The following is a 26882-nucleotide window of genomic DNA, read 5'->3' as shown; positions in this document are numbered from 1 at the left end:
GGCCCGAAAGCTCGCTAAAAGCTTCGCGGGCAAGCCACGCTCCTACAGGGTTGGCGTATGTGTTGGGTAGGTGCCTTATTCCAGCTCCACCAGCGCACTGCCCTCGGCAACCATCTCGCCTTCCTGGCAATACAGCGCCTTGATCACTCCGGCCTGGGGCGCGCGGATGCTGTGTTCCATCTTCATGGCTTCGAGCACCACCAATTGCGTACCCGCCTCGACCGCCTGGCCGACCTCCACCAGGATCCGCACGATACTGCCATTCATCGGCGCCGTGAGGCCGCCCTGGTGGCCGTGGCTGGCCTCGACCGCAGCGATCGGGTCGAACGCGCTGATCGCCAGCAGTTCACCCTGCCACTGCAGGTACAACTCGGTGCCCTGGCGAATCAGCCGATGACGCTGGCGTACGCCCTGGTGCTCGATGGACAGTGTTTCGCCCTGCAAGGTGATGGCCAAGTCCTCTGCCAGCGTCACCGCCCGATCCTCGTTGCGGCAGCTCAGGTGCACCACGGTTTCGCTCGGCAGCCCGGCGCGCAAACCGTTGCGCCCGGACCAGGGCGAGGCCGGGTCGTCCTCGCGGCGGGTCTCGGGCAGGCTCAGGACCCAGGCCCGGGCCGCCACCTGCCAGAACTCGTCGCTCAATGGCTCTGCTGGCGGCAGCAGTTGCTCCTGGTAACGAGGGATGAAGCCGGTATCCAGTTCCGCCGCGGCAAACGCCGGGTGACCGATGATCCGCCGCAGGAACGCGACGTTGCTCTTGAGCCCGCCAACCGCGAATTCATCGAGCATCGCCAGCAGACGCAGGCGCGCCTGCTCGCGGCTTTCGCCCCAGGCGATCAGCTTGCCCAGCATCGGGTCGTAGAACGGCGAGATACTGTCGCCCTCGGCTACGCCGCTGTCGACGCGGCGGCCCGGTCCGGCCGCCGATTCACGGTAGACCTCCAGGCGGCCGGTGGCCGGGAGGAAGTCGTTGCCCGGGTCTTCGGCATACAGTCGCACTTCGATGGCATGGCCCAGCAGCGGTACGTCCTGCTGGCTGATCGGCAGGACTTCGCCGCTGGCCACGCGGATCTGCCAGGCCACCAGGTCGAGGCCGGTGATGGCTTCGGTGACCGGGTGCTCGACCTGCAGGCGGGTATTCATCTCCATGAAGAAGAACTCGCCGCGTGAATCCAGCAGGAATTCCACGGTGCCGGCACCGACGTAGCCGATGGCCTGTGCGGCGCGAACCGCGGCTTCTCCCATGGCCTGGCGCAACGCCGGGCTGAGGCCGGGTGCGGGGGCTTCCTCGACGACCTTCTGGTGGCGGCGCTGGATCGAGCAGTCGCGTTCGTTGAGGTACAGGCAATTGCCGTGACGGTCGGCGAACACCTGGATTTCCACGTGGCGTGGCTTGAGCAGGTACTTTTCCACCAGCATCCGCGAGTCGCCGAACGACGATTGCGCTTCGCGTTGCGCCGAGGCCAGGGCTTCGGCCAGTTGGCCGGGCTCCTCGACCACTTTCATGCCCTTGCCACCACCACCGGCGGTGGCCTTGAGCAGCACCGGGTAGCCGATGCGCGCGGCGGCCTCGCGGAAGGTTTCCAGGTCCTGGGCTTCGCCGTGGTAGCCGGGAACCAGTGGCACGCCGGCGGTTTCCATCAGCGCCTTGGCGGCGGACTTGCTGCCCATAGCGTCGATGGCCGTGGCAGGGGGGCCGAGCAAGACCAGCCCGGCGGCTTCGACGGCGCGGGCGAAGTCGGCGTTTTCCGAGAGGAAACCATAGCCGGGGTGAATCGCCTGGGCACCACTGGCCTGGGCGGCGGCGATCAACTTGTCGATCCGCAGGTAGCTTTCGGCGGCCTTGCTGCCGCCCAGGTCGACGCGGATATCGGCTTCGCGGCTGTGGCGGGCGTCACGGTCGATGGCACTGTGCACGGCGACGGTGGTCAGGCCCATGGCCTTGGCGGTACGCATCACCCGGCAGGCGATTTCGCCCCGGTTGGCGACCAGCAGGGTGGTGATCACGGGGGCACTCATCAATTGGACTCCTTGGTAGATCCGCTCTGCCAGGCCGGCGGGCGCTTTTGCAGAAAGGCGCGCAGGCCCTCCTGGCCCTCGGGGCTGACGCGGATGCGGGCAATCGCATTTTCGCAGTAGCGGCGCAGGGACGGGGTGAGGGCACCACTGCCGACTTCGCGCAGCAGGTCCTTGCTCACCCGCATCGCCTGCGGGCTGTTTTGCAGCAGGTTGTCGACCCAGGTCCCGACCTGCTGGTCCAGTTCGCCAGCCGGATAGCACTCGGCCAACAGACCGAGTTCGCGGGCGCGAAGGCCACTGAAGCGTTCGGCGGTGAGGGCGTAGCGGCGGGTGGCGCGTTCGCCGATGGCCTGGACCACGAACGGGCTGATCACCGCCGGGGCCAGGCCGATGCGCACTTCCGACAGGCAGAACTGCGCATCCTCGGCACCGATGGCCATGTCACAGCAACTGATCAGGCCCAGGGCGCCGCCATAGGCCGCGCCCTGCACCACGGCAAGGGTGGGGATTTTCAGGCGGGCGAGGTTGTACATCAGTTCCGCCAGTTCGCGGGCATCGTCGAGGTTGTTGTGGTAGTCCAGCTCGGCCGATTGCTGCATCCAGGCCAGGTCCGCGCCGGCGCTGAAGTGCCGGCCGCGGGCTCGCAGCAGCAGGAAGCGCAGGCTGGCGTTGGCCTGGACCTGGTCCAGGGCGAGGATCAGTTCGCGGATCATTTCGGCGTTGAACGCATTGTTCCTGGCTTCGCGGTTGAGCCAGAGGGTGGCGAAGCCGCGGGGGTCGGTGTGCAGTTCCAGTGTGTTGAAGTCGGTCATGGTGATGGGTCCTGTGCTGCGTGGCTGCAGCCTTGTTTAGGGGGCGACTGCCGTCACACGCTTTTGTAGGAGCCGGGCTTGCCCGCGAATAGGCCCGGGAGATCGCTAAAAGCTTCGCGGGTAAGCCCGGCTCCTACCGGGTTGTGTCAAGTCTCCGGACATGTAGGGTTCGGAGGCATTCAGGCCTACATGCGGAACACACCGAACCGGCTCGGCTCGATCGGTGCATTGAGCGCCGCCGAGAGGGCCAGGCCGAGGATGTCGCGGGTCTGTGCCGGATCGATCACGCCGTCATCCCACAGGCGGGCGCTGGAGTAGTAGGGGTGGCCCTGGTGCTCGTACTGGTCGAGGATCGGTTGCCTGATCTCGGCCTCCTGCTGCGCCGTGAAGGCCTGGCCGCTGCGCTCGCTCTGTTCGCGCTTGACCTGCACCAGCACGCCCGCCGCCTGTTCGGCACCCATCACGCCGATTCGCGCGTTCGGCCACATCCACAGAAAGCGTGGATCGTAGGCCCGGCCGCACATGCCATAGTTGCCGGCGCCGAAGCTGCCGCCGATGATCACGGTGAACTTCGGCACCCTGGCGCAGGCCACCGCGGTGACCAGCTTGGCGCCGTGCTTGGCGATGCCGCCGGCCTCGTATTTCTGGCCGACCATGAAGCCGGTGATGTTCTGCAGGAACAGCAGCGGGATGCCGCGCTGGCAGGCCAGTTCGATGAAGTGCGCGCCTTTCTGCGCGGCTTCGGCGAAGAGGATGCCGTTGTTCGCCAGGATCGCCACCGGGTAGCCGTGCAGGTGGGCGAAGCCGCAGACCAGGGTGGTGCCGAACAGCGCCTTGAACTCGTCGAGCACCGAGCCGTCCACCAGCCGGGCGATCACCTCACGCACGTCGAACGGTTGCTTGGCATCGGCCGGAATCACCCCGTACAGCTCGTCGGCCGGGTAGTTCGGCGCGATCGGCGCGCGCTGCTGCAGTTCGCCGAGCTTGCGCCAGTTGAGGTTGGCGACGCTGCGTCGGGCCAGGGCCAGGGCATGTTCGTCGCTGTCGGCATAGTGGTCGGCCACACCGGAGACCTTGCAGTGCACGTCGGCGCCGCCAAGGTCCTCGGCGCTCACCACCTCACCGGTGGCGGCCTTCACCAGTGGCGGGCCGGCGAGAAAGATGGTCGCCTGCTGGCGGACCATGATGGTTTCGTCCGCCATCGCCGGCACGTAGGCGCCGCCGGCGGTGCAGGAACCCATGACCACGGCGATCTGCGGGATGCCCAGGGCACTCATGTTGGCCTGGTTGAAGAAGATCCGCCCGAAGTGTTCGCGGTCCGGGAACACTTCGTCCTGGCGTGGCAGGTTGGCACCGCCGGAGTCCACCAGGTAAATGCATGGCAGACGGTTCTGCTGGGCGATGGCCTGGGCACGCAGGTGTTTCTTCACCGTCAGCGGGTAATAGGAGCCGCCTTTGACCGTGGCATCGTTGGCCACGATCATGCACTCGACCCCTTCGACACGGCCGATGCCGGCGATCACTCCGGCGGCCGGGACGTCTTCGCCATACACCTCGTGGGCCGCCAGTTGGCTGATTTCCAGGAACGGCGAGCCGGGGTCGAGCAGGCGGTTGATCCGCTCGCGGGGCAGCAGTTTGCCGCGTGAGGTGTGCCGTTCCTGGGCCTTCGGCCCGCCACCCTGGCGGACCTGGGCGAGCAGCGTGCGCAGGGCGTCGACCTGTTCGAGCATGACCGCGCGGTTATCGGCGAACTCGGCCGAGCGCGGGTTGAGTTGCGTGTGCAGGATTGCCATGTGCGCGCCCCTCAGCGGGTTTCGTTGAACAGTTCGCGGCCGATCAGCATCCGGCGGATTTCGCTGGTGCCGGCGCCGATTTCATAGAGCTTGGCGTCACGCAGCAGGCGGCCGGCAGGGAATTCGTTGATGTAGCCGTTGCCACCGAGGATCTGGATCGCCTCGAGGGCCATCTGGGTTGCCCGTTCGGCGGTGTAGAGGATCACCCCGGCGGCGTCCTTGCGTGCGGTCTCGCCGCGCTCGCAGGCGCGGGCCACGGCATACAGGTAGGCGCGGCTGGCGTTGAGCTGGGTGTACATGTCGGCGACCTTGCCCTGGATCAGCTGGAACTCACCGATGCTCTGGCCGAACTGCTTGCGGTCGTGGATGTAGGGCAGCACCAGGTCCATGCAGGCCTGCATGATCCCGGTCGGGCCGCCGGCCAGTACCACGCGCTCGTAGTCCAGGCCGCTCATCAGCACCTTCACGCCGCCGTTGAGGGTACCGAGGATGTTTTCCTCGGGGACTTCGACGTCATCGAAGAACAGCTCGCAGGTGTTGGAGCCACGCATGCCCAGCTTGTCGAACTTGTTGCTGCGGCTGAAGCCCTTCCAGTCGCGTTCGACGATGAACGCGGTGATGCCGTGGGGACCCTTTTCCAGGTCGGTCTTGGCGTAGATCACGTAGGTGTTGGCGTCGGGACCGTTGGTGATCCAGGTCTTGCTGCCGTTGAGCACGAAATGGTCGCCGCGCCTGTCGGCGCGCAGTTTCATCGATACCACGTCGGAACCGGCGTTGGGCTCGCTCATGGCCAGGGCGCCGACATGTTCGCCGCTGATCAGCTTGGGCAGGTACCTGGTTTTCTGTGCGTGATTGCCGTTGCGGTTGATCTGGTTGACACACAGGTTGGAGTGGGCGCCGTAGGAGAGGGCGACCGAGGCCGAACCGCGGCTGATTTCTTCCATCGCCACCACGTGGGCCAGGTAACCCAGGCCGGCACCGCCGTATTCCTCTGCTACGGTGATACCCAGCAGACCCATGTCGCCGAACTTGCGCCACATGTCGACGGGAAACAGGTTGTCCGTGTCGATCTGCGCGGCCCGCGGCGCCAGTTCCTGGGCGACGAAGCCCTGCACCTGATCACGGAGCATGTCGAGGGTTTCGCCGAGGTCGAAGTTCAGGGTCGGATAGCTCATGGGGTCGCCTTTTGTTATGGGGAGTTGTGCGTTTTGCTTACCTTTACGTTAACGTAAACCTGATGGCGTTGACTGTCAATCGAGCCAGGACGACGAGCGAGGAGGGGGGCAGGCGGGAGTGGGTTGCGAGCAGGGGGGGCAAATGGCAGAAACACGAAGGGGAGCCGAAGCTCCCCTTGAATGCGTTTGCGTGCTCTTTTCTTGTTATTGAGGGGCGGCCTGTTGTTGTTTTTGTCGACCGTGGCCCTGGACCGCTGTTTTTGGCGACCCCCATCCGGGGTCAAAGAGCAAACATATTTTTTTGAGCGCTGATCTGCCTTATCAGGAGATCCAACCAGTTCGGGCGCTACCTTGAGGTAGTTTTATTGTTCTCTGCCCGGTTGCGGGTGACCCGGAGGTTCCCTGAAAGCACACCGACTTCAAAAGAATCTGTTAGCTGCGTCTCTGCCGTGTTGTTCTTGTTATGTCAGAGCCGATACGTCTTATTTTTATGGGTTCGCTGCTTTTTTGTTCTTGTTGTGCCAGAGATATAGCAGGTGGCGTGCCAACTTTTTAAAATCATTTAAAATCAATGGCTTGATTGTTTTGTAGGACAATCGTCCGTCGGCAAAATCGCCGAATCTGTTTCCGTGTTACTCGTTTGTGTTTCCAGCCGGTAACACCCTGACACACTCAGCCCGCCTGCCGCGCCCTGGCGACCCGCGAACCGGTCGCACGGCCCAGTACCGCGCAGATCTCCTGGCCGGCCAGCAGCAGCCGGTCGAGGTCGACCCCGGTGCCGATACCCAGGCCGTCGAGCATGTAGAGCACGTCTTCGGTGGCGACGTTACCGCTGGCGCCCTTGGCATAGGGGCAACCGCCGAGGCCGGCGATGGAGCTGTCGAACACCTGGATGCCTTCGAGCAGGCTGGCGTAGAGGTTGGCCATGGCCTGACCGTAGGTGTCGTGGAAATGTCCGGCGAGCTTTTCCCGCGGGACGCTGGCGGACACCACTTCGAACATCCGGCGGGTCGCGCCGGGTGTGCCGGTGCCGATGGTGTCGCCCAGGGACACTTCGTAGCAGCCCATGGCATACAGCTCGCGGGCGACCGCGGCGACCTGCTCGGCGGCCACCGCGCCTTCGTACGGACAGCCCAGCACGCAGGAGACGTAGCCGCGCACGGTCACGCCGTGCTGGCGGGCGGCGTCCATGATCGGCGTGAAGCGCTCAAGGCTTTCGCTGATGGAGCAGTTGATGTTGCGTTGGGAGAAGGCCTCGGATGCGGCGGCGAACACGGCCACCTCCTTGACCCCGGCGGCCACGGCATCCTCGAAACCGCGCAGGTTCGGCGCCAGGGCGGCATAGGTGACGCCGGGCTTGCGCTGGATGCCGGCGAAGACCTCGGCGGAGCCGGCCATCTGTGGTACCCATTTGGGCGAGACGAAACTGCCGACTTCGATGTAGTCCAGGCCGGCATCGGTGAGGCGGTCGACCAGGCGCACCTTGTCGGCGACGCTGATGGGCTGGGCTTCGTTCTGCAGGCCGTCGCGGGGACCGACTTCGACCAGGCGTACGTGGGTGGGTAGGGACATGGACGGGTACCTTCTGGAATGTGGTGGGCCGGTGCCCCCACAGGGTAGGGGGGCGATCTATTCGACGGTCTGGGCCAGCGCCTGGATGCAGCGTTCTTCGGCGGTGTCGAGCTCCAGTTGCATCTGTTCGATGTCCAGCAGTTGCTGTTCCAGCTGGGCGCGGCGTTCGGCGATTTTCGCCAGCATGCTGTTGAGCTGTTTCTGGTTGCCGCCGCAAGGGTCGTACAACTCGATCAGTTCGCGGCACTCGGCGAGGGAAAAGCCGATGCGCTTGCCGCGCAGGATCAGTTTCAGGGTCACCTTGTCACGGGCCGAGTAGACGCGCTCCAGGCCGCGGCGCTCGGGGGCGAGCATGCCCTGTTCCTCGTAGAAGCGGATGGCCCGGGTAGTGATGTCGAGCTCGCGGGCGAGGTCGGAGATGCTGTAGGTCTGGCTGCTCATGAAAGCGCTCGGAGAAGATCATGTGGCCCTAAGCTAAAGGCGGCTTGACGTATACGTCAAGCTGAAGGCGGGCAAGCCCGTTCGCCATGGGCCTGCCCGTCGCGGGGCGATGGTCGCTCAGGCCTTGTCGAGCTTCTTCTCGTGGGCGGTGACCTGCTGGCAGAGTTCGATGATCTGCTCGCGCATCCAGCGGTTGGCCGGGTCCTGGTCGGTGCTTTCGTGCCAGTAGAGGTGGGTTTCCACCGGTGGCACGTCGTTGACCGGCAGCGTGAAGTAGTGCAGTTCGTGTCGGCGGGCGAAACGCTCCGGCACGGTCATGACCATGTCGGTCTGCTGCAGGACCTGCGAGGCCATCAGGTAATGCTGCGAGCGCAGGGCGATCTTGCGCTGGATGCCCATCTTGCCCAGGGCCAGGTCGACGTAGCCGAGGCCGTTGCGGCGGCTGGAAATATGGATGTGGGTCAGCCCCAGGTAATCGTCCAGGGCCAGCCTGTCCTTGCCCGCCAGCGGGTGGCCCTTGCGCATGGCGCACACGTAGTGGTCTTCCATCAGGCGTACGTGACGCACCTGCGGGTCGGTGTTGAGCGGGGCGTCGACGGCGAAGTCGATGCGGCCGGCGGCCAGTTCCTTGGTGGTCTCGCGGCGCTTGGACAGGAAACTCTCGATCGCCACGGTCGGCGCCAGGCGGCGCAGGCGCTGGAACAGCGGCGGCAGGATCACCGCCTCGGTGAGGTCGGTCATGCTGATGCGGTAGGTCTTGTTCGCCTGCAGCGGGTTGAAGATGCGGCTTTCCTGGACCGACGTGCGCAGCAGCGACAGGGCGTTGCGGACCGGACCGATGATGTTCTGTGCCATCGGCGTGGGCACCATGCCCTGGGCGGTACGCACGAACAGCGGATCGTTGAAGGTTTCCCGCAGGCGCGCCAGGGCGTTGGACACCGCCGGCTGGGTGATGCCGACGATCTGCCCGGCACGGGTCAGGTTGGCTTCGGTGTAGATGGCGTCGAAGACGATGAAAAGATTGAGGTCGACCTTGCTCAGATTCATTTCGCGGCGCTCTTATTGTCAGTATTCGATCAGCCGATCATATATCGGTGATGAATGTTAATACACGCCGAGAATAGCTTTGGTAAATTTTCGTAGCCGGTACTAGCATCGATCCCATGTCTCCAACCACCTGTTCAAGAAGGTAGCTGCCCATGGATTTCGCCTATTCGCCCAAGGTCCAGGAACTGCGTGAGCGTGTCACCGCGTTCATGGACACCTATGTCTATCCGGCCGAACCGGTGTTCGAGCGTCAGGTCGCCGAGGGCGATCGCTGGCAGCCTACCGCGATCATGGAGGAGCTCAAGGCCAAGGCCCGTGCCGAGGGCCTGTGGAACCTGTTCCTGCCGGAGTCCGAACTGGGCGCGGGGCTGACCAACCTGGAGTACGCGCCGCTGGCGGAGATCATGGGCCGCTCGCTCCTGGGGCCAGAGCCGTTCAACTGCTCGGCGCCGGATACCGGCAACATGGAAGTGTTGGTGCGTTACGCCAATGAGGAGCAGAAGCAGCGCTGGCTGGAGCCGCTGCTGCGGGGCGAGATCCGCTCGGCGTTCGCCATGACCGAACCCGACGTGGCTTCCTCCGATGCCACCAACATGGCCGCCCGTGCGGTACGCGACGGCGACCAATGGGTGATCAACGGCAAGAAATGGTGGACGTCGGGTGCCTGCGACCCGCGCTGCAAGATTCTGATCTTCATGGGCCTGAGCAACCCGGATGCGCCGCGTCATCAGCAGCATTCGATGATTCTGGTGCCGGTCGATACCCCCGGCGTGAAGATTGTCCGGCCGCTGCCGGTGTTCGGTTACGACGATGCGCCGCATGGCCATGCCGAAGTGCTGTTCGAGAATGTGCGGGTGCCTTACGAAAACGTGCTGCTGGGTGAGGGCCGTGGCTTCGAGATTGCCCAGGGGCGCCTGGGCCCGGGGCGGATTCACCACTGCATGCGTTCGATCGGCATGGCCGAGCGCGCGCTGGAGCTGATGTGCAGGCGTTCGGTCAACCGTACCGCGTTCGGCAAACCGCTGGCGCGACTGGGCGGCAATATCGACAAGATCGCCGATTCGCGGATGGAGATCGACATGGCCCGCCTGCTGACCCTGAAGGCGGCGTACATGATGGATACCGTGGGCAACAAGGTGGCGAAAAGCGAGATTGCCCAGATCAAGGTGGTGGCGCCGAACGTGGCCTTGAAGGTCATCGACCGGGCGATCCAGATCCATGGCGGGGCGGGGGTCTCGAATGATTTCCCGCTGGCCTACATGTATGCGATGCAGCGCACCCTGCGCCTGGCCGACGGACCGGATGAGGTGCACCGGGCGGCGATCGGCAAGTATGAGATCGGCAAGTATGTGCCGCGGGAGATGATGCGCAGCGGGCATTGAGACCGCGTCGCCTTTTTCGCGGATGAGTCCGGCTCCCCAGGGGACGCGTTGCGCCCACGTGCAGTATTCATCCGCGAACCGGGCCCCGAGGTCTTCAGTAGACCCACACCTCCACCCGGCGGTTCTTGATCCGGCCTTCATCGGCGGTATTGGCCGCCACCGGCATCTGTTCGCCGAAGCCGAGGATGTCGCGCAACACCACGCCACCCTTGAGCAGTTCCCGGCGCACCGCCATTGCCCGCAGCCTTGAGAGCAGTTGTGCCCGCTGCGGGTCGCTCTTGGCGTCGCCGAATCCCACCAGGGTCACCCGGTCGTTCAACTTGCCGCGCTCGCGCAGGTAATCGAGTACCCGCTGCAGATCCTGGCGGGCCTTGTTGTCCAGGCTGGCGCTGCCCTCCTCGAAGCGAAAATTCACCGACAGGCGCTGGGCCCGTTTCGCCAGCGCCTGGTAGTCGGCGGGCATCTGCGCGCCGGCCTGCACCGACATGGCCTGTACCTTCTGCGCGATGAAACCGTTGCGGGCGACGATCGCCTGGCCGGCCCGGCTCTGGGCGAATTGCACCAGCGACTGGGCCCAGGGATTGGCGCTGTCCGGCGGCAGGTAGAAGAACAGTCGGCGCGACAGCGGATAGTCCTCGGTAGCGATCAGGCTGGCCAGGGGCAGCATCGGCTGCGAGTCGCCATCGACGATCGCCACGGCCTTGGCCTGGCGCACATAGGGCAGGCCGATGAAACCGATGCCGGCGCGGTCCTGGCTCACCGCATCGGACAACTGCTCGCTGGACTCGAAGCGCCTGGCCGCACTGGCCAGGGCCTTGCCGTGTCGCGCCAGGACCAGTTCGCGGAAGGTGTCCCAGGTACCTGACCGGTCATCGCGGACATACAGATGGATCGGCCCGCCGATGCCGCCCAGTTCCTCCCAGGTTTTCACTTCGCCGCTGAAGATCCGCGCCAGCGTCGCGGTATCGAGCCGGGTCAGCGGGTTCTGCGGGTGCAGGATGATCGCCACGCCATCGATGGCGATCACCTGTTCGGCGTCGGGGCTTTTCAGGTCGCCGAGGTTTTCCAGGGCCTGGCGTTCGCTGTCCTTGATCGGCCGGGACGACGCGACAAGGTCGGCGGTGCCGGACTTGAGGGCGGCAAAACCGGTGCTGGAACCATGGGCGGCGACTTCCACGCGCACCCGTCGCCCCTGCTCGGTGGTGGCCAGGACCCGCTGTTCGTTGTCCTTGCCGGTGGCGGCGTCATGCACGCCGTGCAGGCCCTGTTCCAGCAGCCAGCCCTTGACCAGAGCGGGGCCGAGGCTGGCGCCGATGGTGTTGGAGCCCTGGATGCGCAGCACCAGACCGTCCTCGGGGGGCGCGGGGAGGGTGGCCTGGGCCAGGGGCGCCAGGGTCCAGAGAAGCAGCAGGGAGAGCGCACGCAACATGGCGGCGGCACCTTCAGAAAACAGTGCGGCAAGAATGAGTCAGGGAGGTTGCAGAAAGATGACGAAGCGGTTGGCGCGCTGCGGGAGCCAGGCTTGCCCGCGCGCGGACAAGCCCAGCCTGGAAGGAGCGGATCAGCTCAGTTCCAGCCAGATCGGCGCATGATCGGACGGCTTTTCCATGCCGCGCAGTTCATAGTCGACCCCGCCGGCCTTGACCCGCGACAGCAGGCCGTTGGAGGCCAGGATCACGTCGATGCGCAGCCCGCGCTTGGGCTCGTCCTCGAAGCCGCGGCTGCGGTAGTCGAACCAGCTGAAGCGGTCGTTCACCTCGGGGTGCAGGTGGCGGAAGCTGTCCACCAGCCCCCAGCTCTTCAGGCGCCCCAGCCATTCGCGTTCTTCCGGCAGGAAGCTGCACTTGCCGGTCTTAAGCCAGCGCTTGGCATTGTCGGCACCGATACCGATGTCGCTGTCCTCGGGGGAAATGTTGATGTCGCCCATCACCACCAGCGGCGCGTCGTTGCGGAAGCGGCTCTCCAGCAACTGTTGCAGGTCCTGGTAGAACTTGGCCTTGGCCGGGAACTTGGTCGGGTGGTCGCGGCTTTCGCCCTGGGGGAAGTAGCCGTTCATGATGGTCACCGGGTTGCCGTTCTCGTCGGCGAAGGTGCCCCAGATGAAGCGGCGCTGGGCTTGCTCGTCGTCGCTCTCGAAGCCCTTGTGCAGGCTCAGTGGCGCCTGGCGCGAGAGCAGGGCGACGCCGTAATGGCCCTTCTGCCCGTGGAAGCTGACGTGGTAGCCCAGGGCCTCGATTTCCGCCTGGGGAAACTGGTCGTCGGAGACCTTGGTTTCCTGCAGGCCGATCACGTCCGGCTGGTACTTTTCGATCAGCGCCGCCAGCTGATGGGGTCGGGCGCGCAGGCCGTTGATGTTGAACGAGACGATCTTCATGGGCGGCAGTCCTGGCAAAACAGCGATGCTAGCCGACAAGTCGGATCCGGGCCAGCGTGGCGGTAGGACAAATGCGCTGCTAACGTTTTCTATCAGGCATGGCCGGGTAGGTGATTTGAACTGCCGGACGGCTTCAGCGTTCGTAAACGACAGCAAGCCATGCCCACGCAGCGTCCAGGGAGAGTGACCCCAATGCCCGACATTCCAGAAACCACGGCCGCCATTCACCTGCTCGACAGCGGTTATTCGCGCGAAGCCCGCTCCTTGCTGTATCACGCCTATCGCCACGAACCGACCTTCGGCTACCTGTTCGAGTCCGAGCGCGCCGGTTACGAACAGCGCGTGCGGGCCACCGTGCGGGAGCTGGTCAAGCAGCATTTTTCCAGGAACTGCCGGCCATCGGCCTGCTGGTCAACGACCGGCTGATCGGTATCGCCCTGATCGCGCCGCCGCTACGGCGCCTGGGCATTACCGAAAGCTGGGCCTGGCGCATGCGCATGCTGCTCAGCACCGGTTTCAAGTGCACCCGGCGGTACCTGGACTATCACCAGGCGGTGCTGGCCTGCATCCCTTCGACGGCTGTGCACGTGCTGCCGCTGCTGGGGATTCATCCGCAGTTCCAGGGCCAGCACTACGGCGAGCAACTGTTGACGGCGGTGCACAACTGGTGCGCCGAGGACGAGCATTCCCAGGGGGTGGTCCTCGATACGGGCAACCCGCGTTATCTGGCGTTCTACAAGCGCCAGGGTTATGAGGAAATTGGCGAGGTCGCTGTAGGACCTATCCTTGAGCACGTGTTCTATCACGCCAATCCACAGGTGTTACAAACAGCAACGGCTTGAGTGTCGAACTTTTAAACGCTGTCGGGGTTCTATGACGGTCCCCAGCCCGTGGTAGCATCCGCGCCTATGACGTTTTCAGGAAGAGTTACCAGCGGCCTGCTCCTGCTTCTGTGCAGTACGGCAGCGCTGGCACAGAGTGAACTCGATGTTCGGGTCAAACCGGCCAACGATGAGTTGAAGTCCAATGTGGAAGGTTACATCGGCAGCCTCGGCGATCGTGGCGAGCGTGCGCTCGAACGCTTCAGCCGGGGGCCGAGGAGCAGGCGCGCAAAGCGGCCCAGGCCCTCGGCTACTACCAGCCGCGCATAGACAGCGAGGTCGAGGGTGGCAAGACGCCGCGGTTGATCCTCAACATCGATCCCGGCGAGCCGGTGCACCTGCGCAATGTCACGGTGCGGATCGACGGGCCCGCCGCCAGTCTCAAGGCCTTCCGTGTTCCCAAAAGCGATGCGCTGCGTCCTGGCGCCGTGCTCAATCACGGTCATTACGAGGACGCCAAGCGGCTGATCCAGAACCAGGCCTCGCGCTACGGCTTCTTCAGCGGGCGTTTCACCTCACAGAAACTGCTGGTGGACCCGCAGGCCGGCGTAGCCGATATCGAGCTGGTCTACGACAGCGGCCCGCGTTATGTCCTGGGCAAGGTGCAGTTCTCCGGCGACACGCCGTTCGACGAGGACCTGCTGCAACGCATGGTGCCGTTCAAGCCCAATACCCCGTACGATTCCGAGCTGATCGCCGAACTCAACCAGGCCCTGCAATCGAGCGGCTACTTCGAGGGCGTGCGGGTCGACGCCGTGCCGACCGCCGCCACTGCCCAGGTGATTCCGGTGGATGTCCAGCTGGACACCCGCAAGCCCCGCACGCTCGGCCTCGGCCTCGGCTTCTCGACCGACGTCGGACCGCGCGGCAAGGCCAGCTGGACGCGGCACTGGGTCAACGGCGAAGGCGACAGCTACGGCATCGAAAGCGAGATTTCCGCGCCGCGGCAGAACATCGGCGTGTGGTACGACCATCCGCTGGACCCGCCGCTGACCGACAAGCTGCGCTGGGCGGCCGGTTACCAGTATGAAGAGCTGGCCAACACCGACAGCCTGAGCAAGCTGCTCACCGTCGGCCCGGAGTGGCACAGCAAGCTGCCCAACGGCTGGCAGCGGGTGATCTCGTTGAAATGGCAGCGCGAGGAATATCGCCTGGGCGACGACTCGGGCCTCAGTACCCTGCTCATGCCCGGCGTCAGCTACTCGTACCTGCGCAGTGACAACCGTATCGACCCGCACAACGGCTACCGCCTGCAGTTCGATGCCAAGGTCGCCAAGGAAGGGCTGGGCTCGGACAACAATCTGTTGTACGGCACCGCCTTGCTCAAGGGCCTGACCACGGTCTGGGACAGGCACCGGTTTCTCGGTCGGGTGCAGTTCGGCGGCAGTGCCACCAACGGCTACAAGTCGGTGCCGCCGTCATTGCGCTTCTTCGCCGGTGGCGACCAGAGCGTACGTGGCTACGAGTACCAGACCCTGTCCCCGGAGAACTCCGAGGGTGACCGGATCGGTGGCCGCTACATGGTCGCCGGCAGCCTCGAGTATCAGTACTCGATTGCCGACAAGTGGCGTGTCGCGACCTTCGTCGACCAGGGCAACTCGTTCAACACCCTGGACTTTCCCAGCCTGAAGACCGGCGTCGGTATCGGTGTGCGCTGGGTTTCGCCGGTCGGGCCGATTCGCCTCGACCTGGCCCATGCCCTGGATGATCCGGGCGGTATTCGTCTGCACTTTTCCATGGGGCCTGAGTTGTGACGCGTGGTTTGAAAATCTTCGGCCTGGTGCTGCTTGCGCTGGTCCTGCTCATGGTCGTGAGTGTGACGACCCTGTTGGGCACCCAGGGTGGCAGCCGTTGGCTGCTGGCGCAGGTGCCGGGGCTGACGGTGGACAACTTCCAGGGGCGCCTGGGCGGCCAGTGGAGTGCCGATCGGTTGCGCTGGGAGCAGGACGGCAGTCGCGTCGAACTGAGCCAGCCACGCTTCGACTGGTCGCTGCCGTGCCTGGCGCAACTGAGCCTGTGTATCGATCAACTGGAGGTCGAGCGGGTCGAGCTGCAGTTTCCACCGGGCGGGCAGGCGGCCGATAGCGGGCCGCTGACCCTGCCGGATCTGCACCTGCCGCTGAGCGTCCGTCTCGGCCAGGTACGGGTCGGCAGCCTGCTGCTCGATGGCAGCGAGCAGTTCCGTGAGCTGCAACTGGCGGCCCACTGGACCGCGGCCGGCCTGCAGATCGACACCCTGCATGTACGCCGCGACGATCTGAGCCTGGAACTGTCCGGCTTGCTGCAACCGGTGGCCCAGTGGCCGCTGACGTTGCAGGGCCGGCTGATATTGCCGGCACCCGGCGATACGCCCTGGGCGCTGGCCCTGGCTATCCAGGGCGACCTGCTCAAGACCCTGAACCTCAAGGCCGACAGCAGCGGCTATCTGCAGGGGCAATTGACCGGCCAGTTGCAGGCCCTGGCGCAGAACCTGCCGGCCCAGGTGAAGATCACCGCCGACGGCTTCAAGGCCAGTGCCGACCTGCCGGATACCCTGCAACTCAACCAGTTGGAACTGACCGGTAATGGCGACCTGAAGAACGGCTACCAGTTGCAGGGCAAGGCCAGCCTGCCAGCCGAGCAGGGGCGGTCGGCCTGCTGCTGAACGGCCGGGTCGATGCCAAGGGCGCGCAGATCGATGCGCTGGAACTGGATGCCGGCGCCGACCAGCACCTGAAGGTCAGCGGGCAACTGGACTGGCAGAAGGGCTTCAGCGCCGATGGCACGGTCGACTGGCTGGACTTTCCCTGGCATCGCCTCTATCCGCTGGTCGACGAACCGGCGGTCAAGGTGCGGACTTTCGTCGGCGAGGTGCACTACACCGATGGCAACTACCTGGGCAACTTCAAGGCCGACCTCGATGGCCCGGCCGGGCGTTTCAGCCTGCTCAGCCCGTTCAGTGGCGACCTGCAGCAGATCGCCCTGCCCCAGCTCGAACTGACGGCGGGGCAGGGCAAGGCCAGCGGCTCGCTCAAGCTCCAGTTCGCCGACGGGGTGGCCTGGGACACGGCCCTGGACCTCAGCGCGCTCAACCCCGCCTACTGGGTGGCGCAGTTGCCCGGTACCCTGGCCGGCCCATTGCGCAGCAAGGGCGAGTTCAGGAATGAACGGCTCGAGCTGAGCGCCGATATCGACCTCAAGGGCAAGTTGCGCGGGCAGCCGGCGGTGCTCCAGGCCAAGGCTGGCGGCAGCGGCGAACAATGGACCCTCGGTGCCCTGGATGTTCGCCTGGGGGACAACCGCATCACTGGCAATGGTCGCCTGCAGCAGCAACTGGCCGGCCAGCTCGACCTCAATCTGCCGCGTCTGGGCCAGCTGTGGCCGCAACTGCGGGGCCAGCTCAAGGGCCGCGTCGACGTCGCCGGCAGCCTCAAGGCGCCCCAGGGCAAGCTCAGCCTGCAGGGGCAGCAACTGGCATTCGCCGATAACCGCCTGCAGAGCCTCAGCCTCGATGCCAACCTCGACCAGGCCCAGCGCGCCCGCCTTGAGCTCAAGGGCAACGCGATCCAGCTCGGCGAAACCGACTTGGGAAACCTGCACGTCAGCGGCAACGGTGATCTCAAGCGCCAGCAGGTGCAACTGGACCTGCAAGGCCCGCTGTTGAAGTTGGCGCTGGGTGTCGACGGTACGCAGGACCGGGGCAACTGGCGCGGGCGTCTGGCTTCGGGCGATATCCGCACCGGCGGGCAGGATTGGACGTTGCAGGGGCCGGCGAAGCTTGAGCGCCTGGCCGACGGTCGCCTGACATTCGGTGCCCACTGCTGGGCCTCGGGCGAAGCCAGCCTGTGTGGCGAGGACCAGCGACTGCTGCCCGAACCCAGGTTGCGCATGCACCTCAAGCAATTCCCGCTGGAAAGCCTGGCGCAGTGGATGCCTCGGGATTTCGCCTGGCAGGGCCGGCTCAATGCCGACCTGCAACTGGACCTGCCGGCCAGCGGCCCGAAAGGCCGGATCCTGGTCGATGCCAGCGGCGGCACCTTGCGCGTGCGCGAGAAGCGTCGCCAGTGGCTGGAGTTCCCTTATGAAACCCTCAGGCTGACCAGCGACCTGGCGCCACGGCGGGTCGACACCAGCCTGGATTTTCGCGGTGGCAGGCTGGGCGAACTGACCCTGCAGGCGCAGATCAATCCGCTGGCGAGGAACAAGCCGTTGAGCGGCGATTTTCGTCTCAGCGGCCTCGATATCGCGGTGATCCGGCCGTTCGTGCCGATGGTCGAGAAGCTGGCCGGGCGCCTGGATGGCAGCGGGCGGCTGTCCGGCGGGCTGCTGGCGCCGCAGGTCAACGGCAACCTGCTGCTCAGCGATGGCGCGGTGTCGGGGCCGGAGTTGCCGACCACCCTCAGCGACCTGCGGGTCCAGGCGCAGATCGCCGGGGAAAATGTCCAGCTCAACGGTAGCTGGAAGGGCGGCGAGTCTGGCCAGGGCAGCCTGAGCGGGCATATCGGCTGGGCCGAGGCCCTGGCGGTGGACATCGCGCTCAAGGGCGAGCAGTTGCCGGTGAACGTCGAGCCCTACGCGGCGTTGCAGGTGGCGCCGGACCTGCGCATCACGATGCACGGCGACAGGTTGGCGGTGGTCGGCAAGGTGCTGGTGCCCAAGGGCGAGATCACCGTACGCGAGCTGCCGCCATCGACGGTGAAGGTCTCGGACGACACGGTGATCGTCGGGCACCAGACCGAGGAGGGCAAGCCGCCACTGGCGATCGCCATGGACATCGATGTCGTGGTGGGCCAGGACAAGCTCAGTTTCAGCGGCTTCGGCCTGACCGCGACCTTGCAGGGGCAGGTGCACATCGGTGACAACCTCGACACCCGGGGCGAACTGCGCCTGAACGATGGGCGGTACCGCGCCTACGGGCAGAAGCTGAGCATTCGCCGTGCGCGCCTGCTGTTCGCCGGCCCGGTCGACCAGCCGTACCTGGATATCGAGGCGATCCGCCAGACTGGTGACGTCATTGCCGGGATTCGCCTCAGCGGCAGCGCCGAGCAGCCGACCACGCAGGTCTTCTCGGAGCCGGCGATGAGCCAGGAACAGGCGCTGTCCTACCTGGTGCTGGGACGGCCGTTGAGCACCACCGGCGAAGACAACAACATGCTCGCCCAGGCGGCACTGGGGCTGGGGTTGATGGGCAGTTCGTCGGTGACCTCGGACTTGGCGAACAAACTTGGCGTGCAGGATTTCGAGCTGGATACCCAGGGCAGCGGCAACAAGACGGCGGTGGTGGCCAGCGGCAAGATCACCGAGAAGCTGAGCCTGCGCTACGGGGTCGGGGTGTTCGAACCGGCCAACACCATTGCCTTGCGTTACCTGTTGAGCAAGCGGGTGTACCTGGAGGCGGCGAGTGGTGTGGCCAGTTCGCTGGATATCTTCTACAAGCGCGATTTCTAGTGTTTGGCTGGGGGCCCGTGTTGGATGCTTCGCGGGCAAGTCCTGCTCCTACAGCGGCGAGTCGCAAACAAACCTTGCGCACGCCTGCGCCCTGTAGGAGCCGGGCTTGCCCGCGAAAGCGACCCCAGGACCGCATGCTGCTCCAGGCCTAGCGATTGAGCCCCTGCATCACCGCCTCCGCATAACGGCTACCGGCCGCCGCGTCCATGGGGAACACCTCGTCCAGCGCCCGCAACTCGGCAGCGCTCAGCCGTACTTGCAGCGCCGCGACATTCTCTTCCAGGTACTTGCGCTGCCGGGTCCCGGGAATCGGGATCAGGTAGTCACCCTGGGCCAGCACCCAGGCCAGCGCCAACTGGCCGGTCGTGACGCCTTTTTCTGCCGCCAACGCGCGGACCTGCTCGACCAGTTGCAGGTTTTTGGCGAAGTTCTCGCCCTGGAAACGCGGGTTGTCGCGGCGGAAGTCGTCGGCGGCAAAGTCCTCCGGAGTTTTCAGCGACCCGGTCAGAAAACCACGCCCCAGCGGGCTGTAGGGCACGAACGCGATTCCCAGCTGTTGGCAGGCCCGCAGGCAGCCATTGTGCTCCGGGTCGCGGCTCCATAACGAGTACTCGCTTTGCAGGGCGCTGATCGGATGGACCTTGTGCGCCCGCTCCAGGGTGCTCGCCGAGGCTTCGCTCAAGCCCAGGTAGCGCACCTTGCCGGCCTTGACCAGCTCGGCCATGGCGCCGACGGTTTCCTCGATGGCCACCTGCGGGTCGACCCGGTGCAGGTAGTACAGGTCCAGGGTGTCGATGCCCAGGCGCTGAAGGGTACCGTCGATGGAGCTGCGTACATACTCCGGCCGCCCGTTGACCCCGCGCAGCGCGGGGTTGGCCGGATCGCGCAGGATGCCGAACTTGCTCGCCAGGAACACCTGGTCGCGCTTGCCGGCCATGGCCCGGCCGATCAGTTCCTCGTTGCGGTAGGGGCCGTACATGTCGGCGGTATCGAACAGGGTCACGCCCAGTTCGAGTGCCCGGTGCAGGGTGGCGATGGCTTCGCGGTTGTCGTTGTCAGTGTTGCCGGTGGTGTAGAAATCGCTCATGCCCATGCAGCCCAGGCCAATGGCGGAAATCTGCGGGCCGTTCTTGCCCAGTTGGCGAGTTTGCATCGCTGACGCTCCGTTGAGGTGAGGTTGGCCCATTTTGGTCCTCGACAAAAAGCCGATAAACCGGCTAAAAGTGTTATCACTGTTTGTATTTTCCAAATAATCTTTGCCAAAGAATGGACGGCCAATGGACCGCTTCAACGCCATGCGCGTGTTCACCCGGATCGTCGAGCTGGGCGGTTTCGCCAAGGCCGCCGACAGCCTGCAACTGCCGCGGGCCTCGGTGACGATCCTGGTCAAGCAGTTGGAGGCGCACCTGGGCGTGCAACTGCTGCACCGCACCACCCGCCAGGTCAGCACCACCCTCGATGGCGAGGCCTACTACCGGCGTTGCGTGCAACTGCTGGCGGACCTGGAGGAGACCGAGGCGGTATTCCGTTCCGCGCGCCTGAATCCCCGTGGCACCCTGCGGGTCGATATGCCGGCGGCCATCGGCCGCTTGATCGTGATCCCGGCCCTGCCGGAGTTCACCGCGCGTTATCCGCTGATCGAGCTGGAGATCGGCCTGAACGATCGCCCCGTCGACCTCATTCGCGATGGGATCGATTGCGTGCTGCGCGGCGGCGCGGTGCTGGATGAGTCGCTGGTGGCGCGACCGCTGGTGACCATCGAGCAACTGCTCTGCGCCAGCCCGGCGTACCTGCGCGAGCAGGGCGTGCCGCAGTCGCTGGAGGCGCTGGCCGGGCATCGGATGGTCGAATACTTCTCCAGCGTCAGCGGCAGGCGTTATGGCCTGGACATTCTGCGCGACGGCCAGGTGGAGGAACTGCACCTGCCCAGGCAGCTCTCGGTGAGCAGTGCCGATGGCTACCTGGCGGCCTGCGAGGCCGGGTTCGGCCTGGTGCAGATTCCCTACTACCATGTGGTCGAGCAATTGCGTGACGGGCGGTTGTGCGAGGTGCTGCCGGGGCTTGCGCAACCCGGTTTGCCGCTGGCGGCGCTGTACCCGCCACACCGACAGTTGTCGCAACGGGTGCGGGTGTTCGTCGACTGGCTGGTGGAGGTGTGTGCCCGGCCGGGCATCGGCTTCAAGCGTTGAGGGCAAGGGCGCAACAGAAACGAAACGGGTGAGCTGTCGGCTCACCCGTGAATGTCAGCGATGGTAGTAGCCTGGGCCGCCACCGTAATAGCCGGGGCCGCCGTAGTAGCGGTGGTCATGCCAGCCACCGTGGTCGCGCGGCATGATGATGCAGCCGCTCAGTGACAACAGGATCAACGCGGGAATCAGCAGTGTGATTCGACGAAACATGGACACATCCTCATGGTTGAAGGCGGGCAGCGAAAACTCCTGCTCGCCTGTATCATGAGACTGCGTTTTGGTCGGCTTATTCGTCGGGCACTGTAGGTGCTTGGCATGAGTGTCGATACAAAGCGGATACATTTCACCCGAAGCCCGGCGTTCCGGGCTTCCTTCAGGATACATGCAATGACCCAGGCACAACGTTTGAAATACTCGATTCTGGTCGTACTGGTAGTACTGGGGATCATGTTCGGCCTCACCTACCTGCAGAACATCGGCGTGATCAGCGAGAAGCTGTTCCAGTACATCGCGATTGGCGTGGCGGTGGTGGTGGTGATCATCAACGGCGTGATGCGCCGCAAGGTCAAGCCCTGAAGGCCGGCGCCGCCGGCCCGCAACGGGCGGCGTGCCGACGATGAACGATAACGCGGTATATCTCCATGCCGCGTTGTCGAGTTTCAGTCCTGTTGTTCCAGCGCCGTCAGGGCGTCGGGATGCAGGCTGTAGGTCTTGTCCGTGTTCAGCACCACCACGCCCTCGCTGCACAGGCGCTTGAGCACTTCGCGCACGCTGAGAAAGGACAGCGGAATGTCCAGTTCCAGCAGGTGGCCGTGAACGCCGCGTACGCCCAGACGTCGCTGGCCGTCGCCGACATTGAGCAGGGCATCGATCACCTTCAGCCGGATCAGGCTGGTGCGCAGGCCAAAATGCTTGAGCAGTTGGCGAATGCGCTCGTTGCCATTGCGCTCGGCAGGTTTGGCAAACATGGCGCCCGAGCTGTAGGTGGGATCGCGTTGCAAGGAAATACCGTCCGTTGGCCTGTGCTGGTCGTACATGCGAAAAACTCCTTTTCAGAGCCTGATCAGGAAAGTGATGTCTGCTCTCTTTGGATAAAGACGAACGAGGCGGATAAATCATGAAGCTTCGTATGTAGAAAATTTGTCGACATCAGGTCACAGCCGTGTTGTCGGGCTGAACTGCAGCTGTCTGGCCGGCTAAATTTATGCAGTTCCGTTCGTTTCTAAGGGCAGGCATCGGCTGCCCGTGCTTTGGCGTGGGCGCCGGTTTTTCCAGGCGTCCGAGAGGGGCGAGCCCCGCGCGGCCTGGTTTTCGACGGTCTTATCAGGAGTCTGCGTGATCATTTCCCGGCCATTTCCCAGGTGCTGTCTTGCAACGTTGTTGATCGGCCTGAGCCTGGGCGCCCATGCCCGTTCCCAGGGAGCCGATACCCAGGGGGGCCAACTGAGTGCCGATATCCGCCGCACCACCTTCGGCGTCCCGCATATCCGGGCCAGCGACGAGCGTGGCCTGGGCTACGGCATCGGTTACGCCTATGCCCAGGACAACCTGTGCCTGCTGGCCAATGAAATCGTCACGGTCAATGGCGAACGGTCGAAGTTTTTCGGCCCGCACGAAACCACGGTCGAACAGCGGGACAACCTCGCCAGCGACCTGTTCTTCAACTGGTTCAACAGCCCGGCGGCGGTCTCCGCGTTCTGGCAGGCGCAGACCCCGCCGATGCAACAGCGGATCGAAGGGTATGTCGCCGGTTACAACCGCCTGTTGCGCGAGCGCCAGGCCGAGGGCTTGCCGGTGCAGTGCCAGGGGGGCTGGGTCCGACCGATCACCGTGCTCGACCAGGTCAAGCTGACCCGCCGTCTGCTGGTCGAAGGTGGCGTCGGGCAGTTCGTCGAGGCCCTGGCCGCGGCGGCGCCGCCGGAGCAGACCGCACAACGGCCGTCGGCGGCGTTCCAGGTGGCTGCCGAGCGCATGCAGCGGTTCGCCCTCGACCGTGGCAGCAACGCGGTGGCGATCGGTGGCCAGCGCTCGTTCAACGGTCGTGGCCTGCTGCTGGGCAACCCGCATTTCCCATGGGTCGGCGGCATGCGTTTCTACCAGATGCACCTGACCATTCCCGGCCAGCTCGATGTGATGGGCGCGGCGCTGCCGGGCCTGCCGTTGGTCAACATCGGTTTCAGCCGACACCTGGCCTGGACCCATACCGTCGATACGTCCAGGCACTTCACCCTGTATCGCCTGCAACTCGACCCCAAGGACCCGACCCGCTACCTGCTCGACGGCAAGTCCAGGGCCATGGACAAGCGCCAGGTGACCGTCCAGGTCAGGCAGGAGGACGGCAGCCTGAAGCCGGTCTCGCGGCTGGTCTACAGCTCGGTGTTCGGTCCGGTGGTGCAATGGCCGGGCAAGCTCGACTGGAATCGCGAGGTGGCGTTCAGCCTGCGTGATGCCAACCAGGATAACGACCGGGTATTGCAGCAGTGGGCTGAAATGAACCGCGCCGACAGCCTCAAGGCGTTCCAGGCGGCGGTACACAGGATCCAGGGGATTCCGTGGGTCAACACCCTGGCGGTGGATGATCGTGGGCAGGCGCTGTACATGAACCTGTCGGTGGTGCCGTACGTGGATGCCGACAAGCTGCGCGAGTGCAGCGATCCGCGGGCTGGCTACGAGATGATCGTGCTCGACGGCTCGCGCCGTGCCTGTGCCTGGCGTGTCGCCGCGAATGCCCCCAGAAGGGGATTTTCCCGGCGAGCCGCCTGCCGCAACTGGAGCGCGGCGACTATGTGCAGAACTCCAACGACTCGGCGTGGATGGTCAACCCGGCGGCGCCGCTCAAGGGGTTTTCGCCGCTGATCAGTCGCGAGGGCCAGCCGTTGAGTCCACGTGCACGTTTCGCCCTGGAGCGACTGGAGCGCCTGAAGCAGGCCGGGCCGGTCAAGGTCGAGGACTTGCAGGCGATGGTGATGGACAACCAGGTCTATCTCGCCAGCCAGGTGCTGCCGGATCTGCTGCAGTTCTGCAGCGCCGACCTGGGGGCGGACGCCGCGACCCTGGCGCCACTGTGTGCCAGCCTCAAGAGCTGGGACCGGCAGGCCAATCTGCAGAGTGGCGTGGGGTTCGTGCACTTCCAGAACGTCATGGCGCAGTTGCTCGAACAGGAGGATATCTGGCGAATCGGATTCGACCCGGCCAACCCCCGGCATACGCCGCGTGGGCTGAACCTCGGGCAGGCGCAGGTGGCCAGTGCCGTGCGCGAGGCGATGCTGGCGTCGGTGGCGAGCGTGGACAAGGCGGGACTGACGGCTGACACGCAGTGGGGCGATGTCCAGCAGGTCGGCCTGGGCGGGCACCCGGTGCCGGTGCATGGCGGGCCGTCGACGCTGGGTGTGTATAACGCGATCCAGAGTGTGCCCGCCGAGGGCGGCAAGCGGGAAGTGATCAGTGGCACCAGCTATCTGCAGGTGGTCAGCTTCGATGAGCAGGGGCCACGGGCGCTGGGGTTGCTGGCACCGTCATTGTCCAGCGATCCGGCGTCGGCGCACTTCCGTGACCAGACCGAGGCGTTCTCGCAGAAGGCCTGGAGTGTGCTGCCGTTTACCGAGGAGCAGATCAGGGCTGACAAGGAATATCGGCTGCAGGTGATTGGCGAGAAGTACTGAGGCAGGCCATTGCCATAAGGGTGGGCTTCCACGGATGGCCTGAGCAGGCTGCTCAGGCCTTGGGCTTTTCCCGCGGGATGGCGTTGAGCACCGGATTGCCGTCCTTGTTCTGGGTCAGGTAGACCGGCAGGACCTTGGGCAGCGAGATGACCAGTTTCTTCACCTCGGCGGTGCTGTAGATCCCGCCGATGCGGATCCCGCCGGTGTCCGCATCGGCCAGCAGCACTGGCATGGCCAGGTAGCGGTTGATCAGCGGCAGGGCGTCGGCCAGGCTCAGGTTGTCGAGGATCAGCTTGCCGTTGCGCCAGGCCAGGGACGTGTCATTGGCATAGGTCTGGCTGATCTGCGGCTCATAGTCGCCGGCCTTGTAGCGCGCCTGCATGCCCGGATCGAGGCGGTAGCCGCCGGGCTGGCTGCTGTCGCTGTTGACCAGCACGGAACCTTGCAGCAAGGTCACCCGCACCTGGTCCTCATACATCCAGACGTTGAAGCGGGTACCGGTGACCCGGATCTGGCCCTTGGCGGCCCTCACCACGAAGGGGTGCTCGGCGTCATGGCTGACGTCGAAAAAGGCTTCGCCCTTCTTCAGCGTGACCCGCCGTTGATCCTTGTAGTTGCTGTAGGTCAGCTGGCTGCCCAGGTTCAGTTCCACCTGGCTGCCATCGGCGAGGGTGATGTGCTCGACCCGGTTGCCGGCTTCGAAGGTCTGGTAGGAGCTGGGTATCCAGCCCAGGCTCCAGCCGATGTAACCGGCCAGGGGAATGGCCAGCAGGCTGCTGGCCGCCACGCCATAACGCGACCAGTGGCGGCGCTTGACGGGCAGTGGAATGACTTCAGCCTGCGGCGGCCGCGGCAGGTGGTCGGCGACCTCCCAGATCTCCAGCATCGCCTCGTATTCGCTGGCATGCAGCGGGTCGGCCTCGAGCCAGGCGGCGAATTGCTCCCGTTCGGCATCCGTACAGTCCTGCTCATGCAGACGCATGCACCAATGCGCGGCGGCATCGGTGATCGCGTCGTACTCGGCTTCTGAGAGGATCTGCTCTGTCATTGACTCTTCCCTATTTCCTACATTCTAACCTTCCCCGGTGCCTGCCGAGAACACTAGATGGCAAATGCATATCAGGTCAGGTTGGATTTTTCCCCGAATTGTCCTGAAAACCGGCTACGAGTGGGGTGTCCATGATGACTCAGGCAATGTGAAAACATTGAAAAATGGCCGCCTGTACCTTCAACACCGCCGGGTCGAGGGACACGCTGGTGCGCCAGCCCAACTCGATCGGGTAGCGCGGCAGGGGCATGGGGCAGGGTAGCAGGCTCAGCCCGCCGAGTTCGGCGATGGCCTGGGCGGCATGGGCCGGAATGGTGGCGACGGCCTGGCTGCCCTTGAGCAGGTAGGGCAATGCCGCGAAATGGCTGGTGGAGGCGCTGACGTGCCGGCCCAATCCCAGGCCGGCCAGCGCTTCGTCGGTGATGCCGATGAAGCCGCCGGACGACACCAGGATATGTTCACGGGCGACGAACTGCTCCAGGCTGAGCCCGGTCTGGCCGGCCTCCAGGCTCTGCGGGTCGACCAGGCAAAGGTAGTCGCCTTCGCCCAGCACCCGGCGGCTGAGCAGGCGTTCGGCGAAGCCGCCAGCGGTGATGGCCAGGTCGAACTGGCGTTGCATCAGGCCTTCACCGACGATCTGGCTGTGGGTCTGGCGGAAGATCAGGCGCAGACGGGGTGCCTGGATAGCGATCAGTTCCAGCAGACGGCGACCGTAGGCAATCTCGAAATCGTCCGACAGCCCGATGATCACCGAGCGGCCCTCGTAGTGTTGGGCCTGCGGGTCGACCAGCGCCAGGCTCTGCCGGCACTTGTTCAGGGCTTCGCTGATCACCGGCTTGAGCTGGTTGGCGCACAGGGTCGGTGCCAGGCCGCGGCCGGTACGCACGAACAGCGGATCGCCATAGACCTCACGCAACCGGCGCAGGGCGGCGCTGATGGCCGACTGGGTGACGCCCAGGCGCACGGCCGCGCGGCTGGCGCTGGACTCGTCGTGCAGGGCTTCGAAGACCTTGAGCAGGTTCAGATCCAGGGTCTTGATATTCGTGTTGTTCATATCATT

At 65.0% G+C, this 26882-nt stretch carries 17 protein-coding genes and 4 pseudogenes; 7 read left to right on the top strand and 14 right to left on the bottom strand.

Going from position 1 to position 26882, the window contains the following annotated elements; all coding sequences use genetic code 11:
* Nucleotides 1-75: 75 nt before the first annotated feature.
* From ACZ5KU_RS21655 to ACZ5KU_RS21625, 7 genes are all read right to left on the bottom strand, one after another.
* Entirely contained in the window at nucleotides 76-2019 is a 1944-nt protein-coding gene (locus ACZ5KU_RS21655; RefSeq protein ID WP_054060332.1) for an acetyl/propionyl/methylcrotonyl-CoA carboxylase subunit alpha, read from the bottom strand.
* On the bottom strand, nucleotides 2019-2831 hold the full coding sequence (locus ACZ5KU_RS21650) for a gamma-carboxygeranoyl-CoA hydratase (protein WP_464736243.1): 813 nt from the start codon (nucleotides 2829-2831) through the stop codon (nucleotides 2019-2021). Before ACZ5KU_RS21650 ends, ACZ5KU_RS21655 begins: the two co-directional genes overlap by 1 nt.
* 185 nt (nucleotides 2832-3016) lie before the next feature.
* The gene (locus ACZ5KU_RS21645) at nucleotides 3017-4624 is read right to left on the bottom strand and encodes a carboxyl transferase domain-containing protein (RefSeq protein ID WP_054060330.1); all 1608 of its coding nucleotides are present in this window, start codon (nucleotides 4622-4624) and stop codon (nucleotides 3017-3019) included.
* Nucleotides 4625-4635: 11 nt separating this feature from the next.
* The gene (locus ACZ5KU_RS21640) at nucleotides 4636-5799 is read right to left on the bottom strand and encodes an isovaleryl-CoA dehydrogenase (protein WP_054060329.1); all 1164 of its coding nucleotides are present in this window, start codon (nucleotides 5797-5799) and stop codon (nucleotides 4636-4638) included.
* A gap of 672 nt (nucleotides 5800-6471) precedes the next feature.
* A complete protein-coding gene (locus ACZ5KU_RS21635; protein ID WP_054060328.1) occupies nucleotides 6472-7371 on the bottom strand; it encodes a hydroxymethylglutaryl-CoA lyase in 900 nt (299 codons plus the stop codon).
* 57 nt (nucleotides 7372-7428) lie between these two features.
* A complete protein-coding gene (locus ACZ5KU_RS21630) occupies nucleotides 7429-7812 on the bottom strand; it encodes a MerR family transcriptional regulator (protein ID WP_054060327.1) in 384 nt (127 codons plus the stop codon).
* A gap of 117 nt (nucleotides 7813-7929) precedes the next feature.
* Nucleotides 7930-8859 carry a LysR family transcriptional regulator gene (locus ACZ5KU_RS21625; protein WP_054060326.1) on the bottom strand — a complete coding sequence of 310 codons (930 nt, stop codon included), beginning with the start codon at nucleotides 8857-8859 and terminating at the stop codon, nucleotides 7930-7932.
* A 152-nt stretch (nucleotides 8860-9011) separates the two neighbouring features.
* Here ACZ5KU_RS21625 and ACZ5KU_RS21620 point away from each other — a divergent pair, with 152 nt between their 5' ends.
* On the top strand, nucleotides 9012-10241 hold the full coding sequence (locus ACZ5KU_RS21620) for an acyl-CoA dehydrogenase (protein WP_054060325.1): 1230 nt from the start codon (nucleotides 9012-9014) through the stop codon (nucleotides 10239-10241).
* 94 nt (nucleotides 10242-10335) lie between these two features.
* On the opposite strand, the gene ACZ5KU_RS21615 is transcribed toward ACZ5KU_RS21620, so the two are convergent.
* Both ACZ5KU_RS21615 and xthA read right to left on the bottom strand, forming a co-directional pair.
* Complete coding sequence (locus ACZ5KU_RS21615; RefSeq protein ID WP_464736242.1) at nucleotides 10336-11670, bottom strand: substrate-binding domain-containing protein; 1335 nt, start codon at nucleotides 11668-11670, stop codon at nucleotides 10336-10338.
* Between the two features lie 132 nt (nucleotides 11671-11802).
* Nucleotides 11803-12615 carry an exodeoxyribonuclease III gene (xthA, locus tag ACZ5KU_RS21610; RefSeq protein ID WP_273822497.1) on the bottom strand — a complete coding sequence of 271 codons (813 nt, stop codon included), beginning with the start codon at nucleotides 12613-12615 and terminating at the stop codon, nucleotides 11803-11805.
* 192 nt (nucleotides 12616-12807) lie between these two features.
* Here xthA and ACZ5KU_RS21605 point away from each other — a divergent pair.
* The 3 pseudogenes from ACZ5KU_RS21605 to ACZ5KU_RS21595 all read left to right on the top strand — a co-directional run bounded on the left by ACZ5KU_RS21605 (nucleotide 12808) and on the right by ACZ5KU_RS21595 (nucleotide 18923).
* A pseudogene (locus ACZ5KU_RS21605) lies at nucleotides 12808-13457 on the top strand (GNAT family N-acetyltransferase).
* 66 nt (nucleotides 13458-13523) lie between these two features.
* Nucleotides 13524-15250: pseudogene (locus ACZ5KU_RS21600) on the top strand (autotransporter assembly complex protein TamA).
* Nucleotides 15247-18923: pseudogene (locus ACZ5KU_RS21595) on the top strand (translocation/assembly module TamB domain-containing protein). Before ACZ5KU_RS21600 ends, ACZ5KU_RS21595 begins: the two co-directional pseudogenes overlap by 4 nt.
* Nucleotides 18924-19071: 148 nt before the next feature.
* On the opposite strand, the gene ACZ5KU_RS21590 reads toward ACZ5KU_RS21595, so the two are convergent.
* Nucleotides 19072-20076 carry an aldo/keto reductase gene (locus ACZ5KU_RS21590; RefSeq protein WP_054060319.1) on the bottom strand — a complete coding sequence of 335 codons (1005 nt, stop codon included), beginning with the start codon at nucleotides 20074-20076 and terminating at the stop codon, nucleotides 19072-19074.
* A gap of 124 nt (nucleotides 20077-20200) precedes the next feature.
* Between ACZ5KU_RS21590 and ACZ5KU_RS21585 the strand changes: the two genes are divergently transcribed.
* Complete coding sequence (locus tag ACZ5KU_RS21585; RefSeq protein WP_054060318.1) at nucleotides 20201-21112, top strand: LysR family transcriptional regulator; 912 nt, start codon at nucleotides 20201-20203, stop codon at nucleotides 21110-21112.
* 54 nt (nucleotides 21113-21166) lie between these two features.
* Here the strand turns inward: ACZ5KU_RS21585 and ACZ5KU_RS21580 are convergent, their stop codons facing one another.
* A complete protein-coding gene (locus ACZ5KU_RS21580; protein WP_192842770.1) occupies nucleotides 21167-21322 on the bottom strand; it encodes a hypothetical protein in 156 nt (51 codons plus the stop codon).
* A gap of 177 nt (nucleotides 21323-21499) precedes the next feature.
* Between ACZ5KU_RS21580 and ACZ5KU_RS21575 the strand changes: the two genes are divergently transcribed.
* Complete coding sequence (locus tag ACZ5KU_RS21575; protein ID WP_054060316.1) at nucleotides 21500-21688, top strand: hypothetical protein; 189 nt, start codon at nucleotides 21500-21502, stop codon at nucleotides 21686-21688.
* Nucleotides 21689-21771: 83 nt separating this feature from the next.
* On the opposite strand, the gene ACZ5KU_RS21570 is transcribed toward ACZ5KU_RS21575, so the two are convergent.
* On the bottom strand, nucleotides 21772-22149 hold the full coding sequence (locus ACZ5KU_RS21570; protein ID WP_054060315.1) for a fe2+ zn2+ uptake regulation protein: 378 nt from the start codon (nucleotides 22147-22149) through the stop codon (nucleotides 21772-21774).
* Nucleotides 22150-22447: 298 nt separating this feature from the next.
* On the opposite strand from ACZ5KU_RS21570, the pseudogene pvdQ reads away from it, so the two are divergent.
* Nucleotides 22448-24774, top strand: a pseudogene (pvdQ, locus tag ACZ5KU_RS21565) (bifunctional acylase PvdQ).
* Nucleotides 24775-24826: 52 nt separating this feature from the next.
* On the opposite strand, the gene ACZ5KU_RS21560 reads toward pvdQ, so the two are convergent.
* Both ACZ5KU_RS21560 and ACZ5KU_RS21555 read right to left on the bottom strand, forming a co-directional pair.
* Entirely contained in the window at nucleotides 24827-25822 is a 996-nt protein-coding gene (locus tag ACZ5KU_RS21560; RefSeq protein ID WP_464736241.1) for a FecR family protein, read from the bottom strand.
* Between the two features lie 139 nt (nucleotides 25823-25961).
* Complete coding sequence (locus ACZ5KU_RS21555) at nucleotides 25962-26876, bottom strand: LysR family transcriptional regulator (RefSeq protein ID WP_054060312.1); 915 nt, start codon at nucleotides 26874-26876, stop codon at nucleotides 25962-25964.
* Nucleotides 26877-26882 lie beyond the last annotated feature (6 nt).

Source organism: Pseudomonas sp. Tof1, assembly GCF_055390395.1.
The sequence above is the reverse complement of the archived record's forward strand: the minus strand, read 5'-3'. Positions and strand labels throughout refer to the sequence as shown.

Coding starts and splice junctions, on each gene's coding strand:
- ACZ5KU_RS21655 (WP_054060332.1), bottom strand. CDS start 2,019: ATGAGTGCCCCCGTGATCACCACCCTGCTGGTCGCCAACCGGGGCGAA.
- ACZ5KU_RS21650 (WP_464736243.1), bottom strand. CDS start 2,831: ATGACCGACTTCAACACACTGGAACTGCACACCGACCCCCGCGGCTTC.
- ACZ5KU_RS21645 (WP_054060330.1), bottom strand. CDS start 4,624: ATGGCAATCCTGCACACGCAACTCAACCCGCGCTCGGCCGAGTTCGCC.
- ACZ5KU_RS21640 (WP_054060329.1), bottom strand. CDS start 5,799: ATGAGCTATCCGACCCTGAACTTCGACCTCGGCGAAACCCTCGACATG.
- ACZ5KU_RS21635 (WP_054060328.1), bottom strand. CDS start 7,371: ATGTCCCTACCCACCCACGTACGCCTGGTCGAAGTCGGTCCCCGCGAC.
- ACZ5KU_RS21630 (WP_054060327.1), bottom strand. CDS start 7,812: ATGAGCAGCCAGACCTACAGCATCTCCGACCTCGCCCGCGAGCTCGAC.
- ACZ5KU_RS21625 (WP_054060326.1), bottom strand. CDS start 8,859: ATGAATCTGAGCAAGGTCGACCTCAATCTTTTCATCGTCTTCGACGCC.
- ACZ5KU_RS21620 (WP_054060325.1), top strand. CDS start 9,012: ATGGATTTCGCCTATTCGCCCAAGGTCCAGGAACTGCGTGAGCGTGTC.
- ACZ5KU_RS21615 (WP_464736242.1), bottom strand. CDS start 11,670: ATGTTGCGTGCGCTCTCCCTGCTGCTTCTCTGGACCCTGGCGCCCCTG.
- xthA (WP_273822497.1), bottom strand. CDS start 12,615: ATGAAGATCGTCTCGTTCAACATCAACGGCCTGCGCGCCCGACCCCAT.
- ACZ5KU_RS21590 (WP_054060319.1), bottom strand. CDS start 20,076: ATGCAAACTCGCCAACTGGGCAAGAACGGCCCGCAGATTTCCGCCATT.
- ACZ5KU_RS21585 (WP_054060318.1), top strand. CDS start 20,201: ATGGACCGCTTCAACGCCATGCGCGTGTTCACCCGGATCGTCGAGCTG.
- ACZ5KU_RS21580 (WP_192842770.1), bottom strand. CDS start 21,322: ATGTTTCGTCGAATCACACTGCTGATTCCCGCGTTGATCCTGTTGTCA.
- ACZ5KU_RS21575 (WP_054060316.1), top strand. CDS start 21,500: ATGACCCAGGCACAACGTTTGAAATACTCGATTCTGGTCGTACTGGTA.
- ACZ5KU_RS21570 (WP_054060315.1), bottom strand. CDS start 22,149: ATGTACGACCAGCACAGGCCAACGGACGGTATTTCCTTGCAACGCGAT.
- ACZ5KU_RS21560 (WP_464736241.1), bottom strand. CDS start 25,822: ATGACAGAGCAGATCCTCTCAGAAGCCGAGTACGACGCGATCACCGAT.
- ACZ5KU_RS21555 (WP_054060312.1), bottom strand. CDS start 26,876: ATGAACAACACGAATATCAAGACCCTGGATCTGAACCTGCTCAAGGTC.